Annotated in this window: 8 protein-coding genes; 2 read left to right on the forward strand and 6 right to left on the reverse strand. The window is 58.8% G+C overall.

The window, feature by feature from the left end; translation table 11 throughout:
• Positions 1-306: 306 nt before the first annotated feature.
• Complete coding sequence (locus tag PSV43_RS19055) at positions 307-5,289, forward strand: DNA repair ATPase (protein ID WP_300201153.1); 4,983 nt, start codon at positions 307-309, stop codon at positions 5,287-5,289.
• A gap of 259 nt (positions 5,290-5,548) precedes the next feature.
• Here the strand turns inward: PSV43_RS19055 and PSV43_RS19060 are convergent, their stop codons facing one another.
• From PSV43_RS19060 to PSV43_RS19085, 6 genes are all read right to left on the reverse strand, one after another.
• Positions 5,549-6,685: a transposase gene (locus PSV43_RS19060; protein ID WP_300201156.1), complete on the reverse strand. Its 1,137-nt coding sequence runs from the start codon at positions 6,683-6,685 to the stop codon at positions 5,549-5,551.
• Positions 6,686-6,796: 111 nt separating this feature from the next.
• A complete protein-coding gene (locus PSV43_RS19065; RefSeq protein ID WP_300201159.1) occupies positions 6,797-8,524 on the reverse strand; it encodes a prenyltransferase/squalene oxidase repeat-containing protein in 1,728 nt (575 codons plus the stop codon).
• An 11-nt stretch (positions 8,525-8,535) separates the two neighbouring features.
• Positions 8,536-9,036 carry a hypothetical protein gene (locus PSV43_RS19070; RefSeq protein WP_300201162.1) on the reverse strand — a complete coding sequence of 167 codons (501 nt, stop codon included), beginning with the start codon at positions 9,034-9,036 and terminating at the stop codon, positions 8,536-8,538.
• A 66-nt stretch (positions 9,037-9,102) separates the two neighbouring features.
• Positions 9,103-9,465: a DUF4870 domain-containing protein gene (locus PSV43_RS19075; protein ID WP_300201165.1), complete on the reverse strand. Its 363-nt coding sequence runs from the start codon at positions 9,463-9,465 to the stop codon at positions 9,103-9,105.
• A gap of 100 nt (positions 9,466-9,565) precedes the next feature.
• On the reverse strand, positions 9,566-11,110 hold the full coding sequence (locus tag PSV43_RS19080) for a Gfo/Idh/MocA family oxidoreductase (RefSeq protein ID WP_300201168.1): 1,545 nt from the start codon (positions 11,108-11,110) through the stop codon (positions 9,566-9,568).
• 282 nt (positions 11,111-11,392) lie between these two features.
• The gene (locus PSV43_RS19085) at positions 11,393-12,253 is read right to left on the reverse strand and encodes a hypothetical protein (RefSeq protein ID WP_300201171.1); all 861 of its coding nucleotides are present in this window, start codon (positions 12,251-12,253) and stop codon (positions 11,393-11,395) included.
• A gap of 149 nt (positions 12,254-12,402) precedes the next feature.
• Here PSV43_RS19085 and PSV43_RS19090 point away from each other — a divergent pair, with 149 nt between their 5' ends.
• Positions 12,403-13,701 carry an MFS transporter gene (locus PSV43_RS19090; protein WP_300201174.1) on the forward strand — a complete coding sequence of 433 codons (1,299 nt, stop codon included), beginning with the start codon at positions 12,403-12,405 and terminating at the stop codon, positions 13,699-13,701.
• Positions 13,702-14,494 lie beyond the last annotated feature (793 nt).

Consider the following 14,494-nt stretch of genomic DNA (forward strand, 5'->3'; position numbering starts at 1 on the left):
CATCGGCCTCAACCCCGACGCCACCACCTTAAATAAACTCACCGGCATGATCGGCACAGCCTCCCGCTTCGGCCTCGCTGAGCAGACCGTCAGCAGCCTCCTCGCCGCCAAGGCAGCGAAGAAGTGATCTGATGAACCCTGAAGCTCATGCTGTGCAACCTATCGCGGTGACTCCTGGCAAGGCCATTTGGACGTCCCTCGCGATAGGTATGGCAGTTGTCGATGCATTCACTGTGTCAGGCTCGCTGAAGTTCATCGTTCTTCTACATGTGACATGGTTTCTGAAATTGATCTGGACGGAAAAAAATGGCTGACACGCCCCCATCACCCCAACCCTCCCCGCAGCTCGAAGCCGGTGCTTACGAAGTCATTCGTAAGCGCCTGAACAAACACGGCTCTGAATTGCAGCGGCGGCTGGATCTGCTCAACATCGACCGCAAGGCGGAGTTCGGCGGCATTGAAACGGCCCTGCTGGCCACCTCTCGGCTGACGACGGACAACAACTGCCTCCCGCGCGACCTCGCAGCCATCGGTCCGCACCGTTTCCTCTTTGGCTACAACGTCCACCTCGGCCTGCGCAGCACCATGCGCATCGAAGACGTGTTCTCGGTCTATGATCTGCATGACGACGATCACAGCTTTCATCCCAACAAAGACAACCTGCTCAGCGATCCCCAGTTCGCGGACGACTTCGCCTACCTCTACAATTACTACAAGCACGCCTCATTCCTGAAGTTCCATCGCATCGGCCCGCATCTCTACATGGGCTTTCAGGTCGGCCAGCGCGCCACCGAGGTGAAGACCTTCAAATGGCTCGTGGACGATGAGGCAGGCACGCTCCAATACCTCGGCAACCGCAGCGACCACGAATTCCTCTTCCCCACGCCGCAGGAGTTTGAATGGAAGCGCGCCACGCGGGACATGTACATCCACGGCGCGCATCCGCACATCAGCATCGAGGATCGCGTCTTCGTCGAGACCATCGGCGGCGACCTCACGGTCAAGGTGGAAAACAACACCGACTCCGGTCGCGGCATCTACAGCGACCCCGTCGAAAACAAGGATCAGACCCTCGATGATGCAGAGGTGCATTACGCCATCGTTGGCAATCTCATCCTGCTCAAAGTCCTGCCGTATCAGGAGAAAACCTGGCGTCATCTCGTCTTCAATGAACGCACGCGCCAGGCGCATCGCATCGACAGCATTGCCGAGAGCTGCGTCCTCCTGCCCGACGATCACGGCATCCTCTTTCCACACGGCTACGTTCTGCAAACCGGCGAAGTGAAACGCTTTGAAACCGGCCTGCCACCCATGCGTTTTGAGAGGCGCATCCCCGCAGCGAACGGCGAGGACACGCTCTATATCTTCAGCCATCTCGAAAGCGGCTCCTACCTCCTGCTCAGCTACAATCTCATCACGCAGAGCGTCGCCACGCCGCAGCCCTGCCACGGCTTCAGCCTCTTCCCCAGCGGCGAACTCGTGCTCTTTGAGGCCGATGCCGAACCGCGCAAGCACCACGTCCTTCAGGTCTGGCGTACGCCTTTCATGTCCGCCGATGTCAGCGAAGCCAAGGCCTCTCAGACCTTCCTCAGTAAAATTGGCAACGCCGAAATCGTCCGCGCCATGGCCGAGTGCAATGGCGTGCTCACGCTGCTCTCCAAGGACGATTCCTTCTCCGGCCTCTACGTCGAACTCGCCCGCTCCTGCGGCGACATTGCCGACAGCTATTTCTGGGTCGGACGCGAAGAGACCCACGACCTCAAGAGCATCCTCCTTGAGATCAAGACCACCGCCGAAGCCGCGCTGGGTGAATTCGAAAAAGTCAGCCGCATGCGCAAGACCGCAGCGGAGCAGACCACCACGCTGCAGGAGAAATCACAGAAGGCGCTCAACGCCGCCGCCAACACCGATCCCACCGACATCCTCGGCTTCGTGCAGCTTCTCACCTCCCTGCGTGAGCTGCGCGGCCAGATCATCGCCCTGCGCGATGTCCGCTACACCGATACCGCCGAGATCGACCGCATGGACAAAGCGGTCGCGGAAGGCGCGGACAAACTCTCCGCCAAATGCGTCACCTTCCTGCTCAAGCCGGAATCGCTGGACCCCTATCGCCAGCAGATCACCGAACAGCAGGCCCTCGTTCCAGCGCTCGCAAAAGTCACCGAAGCCCAGGCCGTCGAAGAAGCGCTCGCCAAATCCAGCAGCGAGCTGGAAATGCTCACAGCGATTGTCAGCGGCCTCAAGATTGAAGACGCCACCGAGACCACACGCATCATCGAAGGCATCTCCACGCTCTTTGCCCAGCTCAATCAGGTGCGCAGCGTACTGCGCAACCGCCGCAACGATCTCGCCAAGACCGAAGGCGCAGCGCAGTTCCAGGCACAGCTCAGCCTGCTCAGCCAAAGCGTGCTGAACTACCTCGAAGTCGCCACCACACCCGAGAAGTGCGATGAGTCCCTCACCCGCGTACTCGTCCAGATCGAGGAAATGGAGACACGCTTCTCCGACTTCGACGACTATGCCGCCGAACTCATCAAGAAGCGCGAAGAGGTCCAGGCCGCCTTCGAATCCCGCCGTCAAAGTCTCAGCGATGCCTTGAACCGCCGCTGCGGCAGCCTCGGCCAGTCCGCCGAACGCATTCTCAGCAGCATCCGCAATCGCCTCGCCAACTTCGCCAAGCCCGAAGAAGTCCACGCTTGGCTCGCCTCCGATGCCATGGTCGCCAAGCTGCGCGATCTCATCGAAGAACTGCGCAAGCTCGGCGACAGCGTCCGCGCCGACGAACTGCAAACCCGCCTCAAGACCGTCCAGCAGGATTCTCTCAAACAGATCCGCGACAAGTCGGAAATCTTCGTCGCTGGCGGCGATCTCATCCAGCTCGGCCAGCATCAGTTCAGCGTAAACAAGCAGCCGCTGGAGCTCACCATTCTCCCGCGCGACAATTCCCTCGCCTTCCACCTCACCGGCACCCGTTTCTTCGAGACCGTCGAAAACCCCGCACTCGAAACACAGCGCAGCGTCTGGGATCAGGCTGTCGTCTCTGAAAACGCGGACGTCTATCGCGCCGAATACCTCGCCTGGCAGATGCTCAAAACCGGTGCCGGCGACGACGTGGCCGCCTTCATGGCCCAGCGCTATCACGAAGGCTACACCAAAGGCGTGCACGATCACGACGCCGCTCTCATGCTGAAACCCCTGCGCGAGATGCAGCAGGCCCTCGGCCTCCTCCGCCATTCCCCCGCCGCACGCGGCTACGCACGCCTGTTCTGGCACGCTTGGACCGAAGATGATGCGAAGAAAGCTCTAACGGCGCGCATGCAATCAAAGGGCCGCATGCGCGATCTCTTGGGCATCTCAAACGCAGCCGTCGATAACGAACTGGTAAAACGTGTCGAAGGCCTCCTGGGCAGCACATTGCCGCAAGCTTCGCCCCTCCAAATCGCCGCCTGCCTCCTCGACGAACTCCAATCCAAGCACCCGTTCACCCGCTCCGTCGCCGCCATCGAGTTGCTCCATGCTTTCCGCAGAGAACTCACCGTCAAACATGCCACCAAGGATTTCGAAGAAACACTCGAGACACTCGCCGCTCAGCCGCTGCTCGCTTTTGAAATCGCCCTGGAATGGATCACCGCACTGAACCCCACCGCAGCCCTCGGCGTCCTCGTTGAAACCGCAGCCATGGTCGTGACCAACGATCAACCTCCAGCGGCGATCCCCACTGAGCCACCCGCTCACACCACGGTCATCGGTTTGATCGGCACCCACGCACGCATCGCAGATGCCACACTCGAACTCAACTACCACGAATTCACCACGCGCCTGCAACGCTACGAAGCCGAAGTCGTTCCTGCATTCGAAGCCTTCCAGTTGCTCAAGCATCGTCTGGCCGACACCCGCCGCCGTGAATTGCGCCTCGATCAGTTCAAAGCAGGCGTGCTCAGCTCCTTCGTGCGCAACCGCCTCATCGATCAAGTCTATCTCCCCCTCATCGGCGCAAACCTCGCCAAACAACTCGGTGCCGCAGGCAAAGACACCCGCACCGACCGCATGGGCATGCTGCTGCTCATCTCACCGCCCGGTTATGGCAAAACGACCCTCATGGAATACGTCGCCAGCCGCCTCGGCATCACGCTGGTGAAGATCAACGGCCCCGCTCTCGGCCACAAGGTCACCTCTCTGGACCCCGCCGAGGCCGCCAACGCCAGCGCGCGGGAAGAAGTGGAAAAGCTCAACCTCGCCTTCGAGATGGGCGACAATGTCATGATCTACGTCGATGACATTCAGCACACGAACCCCGAGTTCCTGCAAAAGTTCATCTCCCTCTGCGATGGCACTCGCAAGATCGAAGGCGTGTTCAAAGGCGAAGCCAAGACCTACGACCTGCGAGGCCGCAAAGTCGCCGTCGTCATGGCCGGCAATCCCTACACCGAAGTCGGCGGCAAATTCCAGGTGCCAGACATGCTCGCGAACCGCGCCGACACCTACAATCTCGGCGACATTCTCGGCGGTCATGCAGAAGTCTTCAAAGACAGCTACATTGAGAACTGCCTCACCAGCAACACCACGCTCGCCCGCATCTCCGCACGCAGTCATGCCGATGCCCTCGCCCTCTTGAAAGTCGCCCAGACCGGCACCCGCGAAGGCGTCGAGTTCGAAGGCAGCTACAGCGCCGAAGAAATCAATGAAGGCGTCGCCGTCATGGAAAAGCTCCTGCACGTGCGCGAGATCATCCTGCGCGTGAATCAGGAATACGTGCGCAGCGCCGCCATGGAAGACGCCTACCGCACCGAGCCCCCGTTCAAGCTCCAGGGCAGCTACCGCAACATGAACAAGATCGCGGAGAAAATCCTCCCGCTCATGACCGATGCCGAAGTCGCCAGCCTCATCGCCGATCACTATCGCGGCGAAGCCCAAACCCTCAGCCAGGCCGCCGAATCCAACCTCCTCAAGTGGCGCGAGATCAACGCCCTCTCCACCCCTGCCGACACCCTCCGCTGGACCGAGATTAAGAGCACCTTCAAACGCAACCTCCTCACCGGCGGCGCAGGCGAAAACGATCCCATCAACCGCATCACCGGCCACATGAACGCCTTCACGCTCGGCCTGGAAAAAATCGAGCAGGCCGTCAGCCAGCCCACCTTGTCCGATGTCACCATCGAGCGCCTCCAGCGCATCATCGAAGGCCTGCGTGCAGTCCCCGTAAACGTCGAAATCAAAGTGCAGCCCGTCGAAAAGGAAATTGCAGGCGAGCCCCCCGTGGACATCTCAAGCACCGTCGAGCAAGAATAGACTTGTACTCAAACAGCCATCACAGACCCTCGGTGAGTCAGGGCTTTCTGCCGCCCCCTCCTCCGCTCGCTGAACAACTTTGGAAACGGTAACAGCCAGCCCCGCCTGCAAACACATAGCTAAGACACGGTCAAAGGACAAGATGAGACCTTCCTCGGGCAATGAAGGCAGAGCGTCCGTGATGAGATCCCGGCTCATCCCCCAAAACCAGGCGTTTTAGAAAAGCACTCACTGCGTGATGGAACAATCACCACCCCCTTCAGCCTACAGGACTGACACGCAGTCTGCGTAACGCATAAAAGGGTGCGTCACTCTCCTCGATCTGCTTAGCCCCCTCTTTGCGCCTCGGACTGAACTTGTCTCGTTGCGCCTCAAAGATGCCCTCCACGAACTCTTGGCTGCCCAGTACCACGCCGTCGCTGAAATACCTCACGCGATGCCTCACCAGTTCTCCCAGACTGAGTTTCCCACGCTCCGCCAGCACAGCTCGCGCCGACTCCACAGTCACACCGCGCCTCACCACCTTCTCATTCTGCGCGTCCTTCACCTCGCGTCCCTCGTCATGCAAAATGCAGCGATACGCCTCCGCCGCTCCCGCACTCTTCCACCCATCCACCGGCTTGCCCTGCGCCTTGCAAAGCCCACGCTGAGCCCTTCGGCTGCCGCCCAACGCCTCCGCATACCCGCACCAGCGATAGTCCTTCGGATCCTTCACCAGACCCGCACGCACCGGATTCAAATCAATGTAAGCCGCCATCGTGCGCAGTGCCTCTCCCCTGCCTTCCACCAGCACACTCTTGAAGCGATCCATCCACAGCGTGCCCTTTCGCCCACGACGTTTGTTGAACCACCGGCTAAAACGTTCCTTCACCTCCTTCACAAACAACGACAGATCGCAAAACCGCTTTTTAAGCGCCTCCACCCTCTGTTCCGCCAGCACCCTCAGGCCACGCGCGCGCAGATCAGCCAACTCATCCCGCAGCAGCCCCAGATAAGCACGGCTGTACAGCGTGCGTAGATGCTCAAACAACTTCACCTCACCCTCCGGTCCCTCAAACCGCTGCAACCACGTCTCCCGATGCGGCACCTCCGCCAGCAGATGAAAGTGATTCCTCATCACGCAATAAGTCACCACCTTGATCCCAGAAAATTCCGCCATACGCCAGATCACCCGCCTCAGAGCCTCCTTCTCCACCTCATCAAAGAACACCTCCCCACCACAAGTCCGCGACATCACGTGATAGCAGTAAGACTCCAGCGGCCCCTTGCCAAGAACGCGGAACCTCCCGCCCGACCAAGACCGCGCGCCTGGATAAAGCCCCGTTTTCGCATTCACACCCACAAGCTGCTCTTCGAGGGGTAGAGGTTGAGAATCAGCAGTTTGGACGATTTTCATCACACAGAAAATGACCAGAGAAGTCGCGGAAGCAACAACTAAATGCCTGGCATTATTTTTTATACTTTAAGCAGACACATCACTCCCAACCTCCGAAAAAAAACGCGCTGCTTATATGTGCTTTTTGACAGCCCGCAGCGCACCCAGTGTCCAGACGACAGGATAAAGCTGCTCATGATACCAAAGCCGCGCAAAATAAAGCCCAATAGGAGCTGTTGGAAAGCGTGTGCCGCTCTCTGTGGCAGTGATAAGCCACTGCACACTGGACATCCCGTCGTCACCACAGAGCGCCTGCAAAGCCACCGCCGTCTCCTCGATACTCGCCGGCGTATTCGCATCCCCACCAAATGAACCATCCGACTTTCGTGCACTTCTGAGATATTCCCGGCCCCTTCGAATCAACCCCTCAAACTGACTGGCCAATTGTTCACTACCACTCAGATGATTGACCACCTGCGCCGTCCCATAGACAGGATTGTTTTCATCCGGCGTGTTCTCATTCCCAAACCACAAAGGAATCCACGAGCCGTCCGCCAATTGCACGCGTTCTAGATAGAAGAATGCACGCTGAGTGGATTTGACGATGCGAGTTTGCAGAGCCTCCGGCAACTCATCACACCACACCCACCACGCGCACAACGCATGCGCCGTGATCTCCGGCGTACTGCGGTCAAACGGCAGCGTCCCCCATCCTCGGCAAAACGTCGGAACCCCCCCGTCCCGATTCTGCAAATCAAGCAGCCAGGTGATGCCCTGCTCAATCGCCGCATCACAAGCATGCCCCATCTTCTTCAGCGCAATGAGCGCACTCGACGTGTCATCTGCATCCGGCACACCCCCAGGCAAATCCGTCCACGCCCAGCCCCCCGGCGGCGCATTGGTAAAAGGATGAACTTCACGGTACTGCTGCGCCAGCAGCCATGTTCGTAGTTCGGGCTTCAGCCCGTCTGGCTTCAGGTCCAAACTTCGCAACGACAACGTCGTCCCCCACGTCGCCAGATTCGTATCAATCGGCCAGCTCCCATCCTCACGCTTGGAACTCACCAGGAAATCCACCGCCAGCGGCAGACACGGATGATCAAGCTGCCCACCACCCGCCAGTGCCATCGTCACAAAACTCGTCAACGGCGTGGCTTCAAGATATCCACCGCTGCTGGGCTGCAGCGCCTTGAGCATCGGCCGAATGCGCGGCCACGTCAGCGCACGCAGCCAGCGCAGCGGGTTCCACCACGCCGGCGGCGCATTTTTAAAACGCGTGTACCCAATGGCAATCAGCGCCGGCAAAGCATAGCTCACCACCGGCAGCCCCACCGCTCCAAACCAAGTGCGCGGCAAAGCAGCGAGCTCAAACGGCAGCGCAATGACATGCTTCCACGGCTTCTCGCCCAAGGTGCCGCACAGCGCGCACAGCATCAGGATGGGCACGGAGAAAGTCTTGTCCTTGCCATAGCGAGAAACAACCGCCCTGGCGATGGCCTCAGGCTGAAGCGAACCGACTTGACCGCTAATCCACACATTGGCGGATTCAACCGTCGGTGAGTTCCGCTGCCCCACCAGATGCAGCGCACTCCAGCACAGCAGCGTCGTCGAAAGATTGCTTTTGCTCAGTGTCGTATCACCCCAGCCACCATCAGCATTCTGATGATCGCATAACCACTGCGCACCGGCACCCATGTGCACCGCATGCTTGTCACGATCCACCAGCCCCAGCGCGACGACGGCCGTAGCAGTCGAAAGCGCACTGCTGGACAAACGCCCTTCCCAGTGGCCACTCGCATTCCGCAGGGCATCGAGATGCGCCTGCGTGTTGGCGATGGCGCGGTCCAGGGCGTCCATCATAGCACGAAATCTCAGGCTTCGAGTTTCACCTCAGGGCGGGCCTCAATAGCCTTGGTGAGCGAGATCCAGCCGCCTTCGCGCTGCTGCTGGAACATGTAGAGATACAAAGCAACCTGCTTGGCCGGATACACAGCCAGCAAGGCAGTCACCGCAGCTTCAGCCTTGTCGTCTTCAATGACCTCAGGCAGTTCCGTCACTTCACCTTTGCCATCATGCGCGATCGTCGCAGCATCGAGGAAGGTGATGAGCATCTGCGGCTGGCCTTTGAGCAGCCAGATCTGAAAAATCTGCGCCGTCACTTCCTCATTCGACTTCGTGTTCAGTTGCTCCAGCACCCACTCCGCCTGCTTGGCGCGGGATTTCTCCAGAATGAATGCGGGACGCAGACGCTTGGCGGGAGCCAGCGAATCAATGACAGCCTTGTAAGCAGCACGCTGTTCGGACTGCATGTAAGTCATGATCTGCATGCGCAGCTCGGCACCGATGGCTTGAAGAAGTTGGTTGGGTCGCATCTGGAATGGGGGTGGAAACGGGGGGCTCAGCTACCACCACGGCATAGAAGTCGCAACCGTTTTGCCTCACAGCAGGCGAATCGTCAGCGGGAAGCGGTAAACGTTCCCTTCAGAAGCGCGCACAATACCGATGATGGTTAGCACCACAGTGGCCACTCCCACCACGATCAGGAGCGGAACGCCAATGAGAATGAAACACAGCAAAAAGGACACAAAACCATACAGCAAATAGCTCAGCTGAAAGTTCAGCAGTTCACGCCCCTGCTGGTCGAGATAGCTGCTCGAATCTTTTTTGACCAGCCAGACGATGAGCGGTCCCAAAATGGGAAACCCAACCAGACAGAGCACGTGCATGACGATGCCTAGCATTTTTTCATCCGGGGTGACGGCTGAAGGCGGCAGCGCGAGAGGTGGAGTGAGCGGTTCCATGGCGGCGTAAAGCTACCACACAGCGACCCACACCCCAAATACAAACGCGGAGCCGGTTTCCCGGCTCCGCGCTGCATGAACGGACTCAAATCAGGGACGATCAGCCAATCTTCGGCAGTTCGAAGCCTGCGGCATACTCGTCCTCGGCCAGCTTGTTCGCTTCAGCAGCGAACTCACCGGTGAACTTCTCAGACACAGGATCAAAGTCGAGCCATGGACCTGCGGTGATTTTTTCGGCGCTGAGGTCGATCTTGTTGGCTTCGAGGTTCGCCACGAAATCCGCGAGGGTTTCCTGACCTGCCTTGTCGTTAGCCAGGCGCTCCTGCACTTCGGCAACGCTGAGCTGCTTGCCCAGACGGTAGGAGGCGTTCGACAGATGCGCGAGCACAGCGGCCTGATAACCATGGGAAACGTGCATGTTCGGATTGGTGATCTTCCCAACACGCACGGAATCGATGAAGTTCTTCATGTGGTCAGCGCCATCATCGAAGTTGTCGAACTTCTGGATTGCCTGGCCTTCGTTGTCGTAGGCCTTGGCTTCCGCCACGAAACCGCCTTCGCAATGAATGACGTTGCCGATGCGGGGAGCGGAGGTCTTGCCGTTGATGCGGAAGACAGGCTCATAGCCCTTCGTCCAGTTCATGTCCTTCATAGGCAGGCCACGGTTGTCAAATAGCAGCGGTGCGCCTTCGGCCCACTGGTAGAAAGCCATCTGATTGTTCGCGGTCTGGCCGTCATCATCATAGCCCCAGCGGCCACCAAAGCTCATCACGCGCTTCGGAGCCTCAGGATTGCCGAGCGCCCAGCGGCCGACGTCGAGCTGATGCGGCCCTTGGTTGCCGATGTCGCCATTGCCGTAGGCCCACTGCCAGTGCCAGTCATAGTGCATCTGCTCGCGCTGCACAGGCATGACAGGGCGTGGGGCGGACCACAGGGTGTAGTCCATGTCCACGATCTGCGGCTTGCCACCGGTGTCACGGAATGTCGCAGCGATGCGGCCATTCGCGTCAGGCTTCACCGGCTCGGCCACTTTGCCGATGCTCTTGCGCGCCTTGAAGTTGATGCCACGGGAGAGCTGCACTTTGCCGATGTTGCCAGCCTTCACCCAGTCAATGGCGGCCTGCCAGCCGGGGGAGGAGCGGCGCTGCATGCCGTGCTGGACCACGAGGCCCTGCTTTTCAGCACCAGCGGCGGCTTCGACGAGCTTGCGGCCTTCCCAAATGTTGTGGCAGACGGGCTTCTCCACATACACGTGCTTGCCGTTCGCGATCGCAGTCATGGCGATCAGCGTATGGCTGTGGTTCGGCGTGGCGATGGTGACAGCGTCAATGTCCTTGTCGGCGCAGCACTCACGGAAGTCCTTGTACTGCTTTACCTTGATGTCTTTCTTCGCGAGGGCCTCGACGTGCTTTGCCATCACCTTGTTATCGACGTCACAAAGAGCGACGAGGCGGACACCTTTGATCTCAAGCAGGCTCTTGATGTGGCCTGCACCACGACCGTTGAAGCCAATGACCGCAACGCGGACATCACTATTGGCACCGAGAGCGGCGGAAAACGAAGGAAGGGCGGCAAGACCGGCAGCGCCGGCCACAGTACCGCGAATGAAGGCGCGGCGAGTGGTTTGGTTTGGATTTGTTTGCATAGGATGATGAGTTGGAACAGGCACAGCCGCGCTTTGCGAGCGCGGCACAAGGTGTAGCCTAGTCAAAACGCTGGAGAAAAGACAACCTTTCCTTTCATTCCCCGCCGTTTATGCCCATTTCCATGCCGTTTGTGATTTGGCAGACCTGCCTTCCCCGGTAAAAATAAGGGCAGCCCAAAATGCATCACCATTCCCGTCCTAATTCCGCGAAGTCACCCAATCGCCCTGCGGCACCGTGAGAGAAGTCCAGCAAGCCAAGCATGAGGACCACATCGGGGGCCATCAGGGCTGCGGTTTCGGCGCAGGAAGCCGTGCAGCTTCCGGCTCGAAGTCGAGCACGTCTTGGTGGGTGCGCAATGCTTTGCGGGCTTTGTCAAAAAAGGAGGAGAGGTCCTCTGCGTTCATCTGCTTCTTGTCGTCAATGTAGGCATGCAGCTTCTGGATCTGCCCGTCCGCATCCAGATTCACCAAACCCATGACTTTCTGGGCCTGCTTGTAGGTGCCGGAGAATTTACTCTGCGCCTGCTCAAAGGCTTCTTTGGCCCCCTCCTGCCGCAGGTATTCCTTTTCGGCGTCGCGGAAGTTGCTGCTGAACATCCGCTTGAAAAAGCCACCCTTCGGTTTTGCAATTTGCTTGGCCGCCTGTTCGTCAAAGTAGTTCGCCAGTTCTTGAAACTCCTGCATCGGCTTTTGATACTGCTTTTTCAAGTAGCCGAGACCCGTGGTGATGATCGACAGCTTCTCCACTTCCGCCTTCGACAGCGTCTGGCCCGTCTTCACCTTGTCCTCCAGCAGATCAATGTATTGCAGCGTGGTTTTGTTGCCCTCAAAGATGTTTTCAAACTCTTTCGCGGCGATCGCCAGGCGCTTGCGCTCACCTTTGCGCAGTTCGTCGATCTTCTTCTCGTGCTCATCATTGAGCGCGGTGATCATTTTCTGATGCTGCGCCGCCTGGGTGTCGAGCATGCGCTCAAATTCAGCTTCCTTCGCACCCATCTCATCGGCATGCGTGCTCTTCAGCTGCTCCAGCTCTGCCTTCCGATTCGCAAGATCCGTGTGCGACTCAAACAGGAACCAGCCAAGCACTCCCGAAGCGAGAAAGCTGAGCACCAGCAGTGCAGTAAAATTTTTGATGGCGGTCATAGTGAGGAAGAGTTGTTGAAAAGACGAGGCACGCAGCCCGTTACTCCGGCGGTTTTGCGCCGCGACACAAGGCTCATGCACGCCTTCATGTCATTCTTCAAGTTGGAATGCTGCTAGGGCTGGCTGAATTTCTGCGTCTTATCTCTACGATGTCTTTCACCCTCCGCCCCACAATCATCCGCCATAAGATCCTTGCCACGGCAACCATGGTGGCCTTCCTCATGTATCTGGATCGCATTTGTCTGGCACAGATTATCACATCGGACTCGTTCCAAAAAAGTGTCGCATTGAAAGGCTGGCAGATTGACTGGGTGAAAGGTGCTTTCTTCTGGGCCTATGCCCTGGCTCAAGTCCCTGCCGGCTGGCTCAGCGATCGCTTCGGCACTCGCGCTCTGATCACCATCTACATTGCCACCTGGTCCGTCTTCACCGCCGCCACCAGCTTTTCGCTGGGTTTCACCACGCTCCTGATCGCCCGCCTCTGCTGCGGGCTCGCCGAAGCAGGCTACTACCCCGCCAGCAGCGGCCTGCTCACACGCTGGGCTCACATCGAAGCCCGCGGCTTTGCCAGCAGCATGATTTCATGGGGCGGGCGTGTCGGCGGCGCCGTGGCCCCCGGCCTGACCGCGTATGTGATTCTCCGCTCCGGCGACTGGCGCTGGGCTGGCTGGCTCTATGGATTGATCGGCTTGATCGTCGCCGTGATTTACTGGCGCGTATTTCGTGAGCACCCGCGTCAGCATCCCCACTGCAATGCAGCGGAGATCTCCCTGCTGGCACAGGGCCGGGGTGATTTCCAACCCGTCAAAAATCCGCCCCGGCGCTTCCCTCTCAAAAGTGCCTGCCAAAGTCTCAATCTCTGGATGGCCAATGGCGTGCAGTTCTTCACAAATATCGGCTGGGCCTTTCTGATCCTTTCCCTGCCCGATTACCTCAAGCAGGTCATGCATCTGGAAGAAGGCATGACCGGCCTCATCACCACCGGCGCTCTCACCATCGGCATCGCGGCGTTGCCCCTGGGCGGCTTGATCACCGACTACATCACCCGTCATCATGGCAAACACATGGGCCGCATGCTTCCCATGTCGGTGACCAAATTCGCCGCCGCCGGCTGTTACGTCCTGGCCTTGTGGACCGACTCCCCTTGGGGCATGGCAGTGGCCTTTGGCCTCGTTGCTTTTTTTGCCGACATCGGCCTGCCCGCCATGTGGACCACGATGCAGGACATCAGCGGCAAGTATCAAGCTCAGCTATTCGGCTGGTCCAACATGTGGGGAAACTTCGGTGCCGCCATCATGCCCATGCTCTTCACCCTGGTGCTGAAGTCCTATGACACCAATCACGACTTCCACGAAGGCGTCTGGATGTGTGCCGTCGCCTTCGTACTGGCTGGCGTGTTCGCTCTGTTCGTGAACGCAGAAAAACCCGTGATTCAGGAGGGCGCTTAAAACGCTCACACCGCATCACAGGCGTGAAATCTAAAACCGGAGTCAGCTCTTCGGCTGGTCCAACATGGGGGGCTACTTCGGCGCTGCCGTCATGCCCATGCTCTTCACTCGGGCGCTGAAGTCTTATAGCGTTTTCCAAAACTGATTTCCGGATAAGCGGCGCATGGCCACGCGTCTGCCCAGCGCTGGTAGGGCTGGCTGTCCTCAGCCAGCCGCCATCGACCTGTCCTTCGTAGCTCGACGCAGGAGAGCGAAGAAGGAAGCCCATGATCTGCGATCAAGAAACAGCCTGCTAAACGGAAATAGACATGTTCCCGAATAGTGCTGCAGGCTCGGCGCTTCATGCGTGATCGTAGGATGGGTGTGGCGATAGCCCGCCCGTCCATCAGCGTGCTGCAAACACCTGAGCCTGCGCACGTCCTCGCAGTCGGGCGGTTTGGCGAAGAAGCGTTCGCGTGCTGAAGCGTGGTTCGTGCGCCAAACACACCCAACCTACGTCCCTGAAGTCCCCCATTGCTATTGGAGAACAAGTCTAATGAGTTTTGCGAAACGCTATATGATGACACCAATCACGACTTCTATGAAAGCGTCTGAATGTGTGCCGCCGCCTTCGTACTGGCTGGCGTGTTTGCTCTGTTCGTGAATATAGAAAAGCCCGTGATCCAGGAGAGCGCTTAAAACGCTCTCACCGCATCACGGGCGTGAAATCTAAAACCGGAGTCAGGTGTTACCAGCCTTCGCCGCCACCGCCGCCGCTGTCGCCACGATTGCCACGGTCGAAACCGCCGCCACC

Origin of the sequence: Prosthecobacter sp. (assembly GCF_029946185.1) — a bacterium.
Lineage (GTDB): Bacteria > Verrucomicrobiota > Verrucomicrobiia > Verrucomicrobiales > Verrucomicrobiaceae > Prosthecobacter.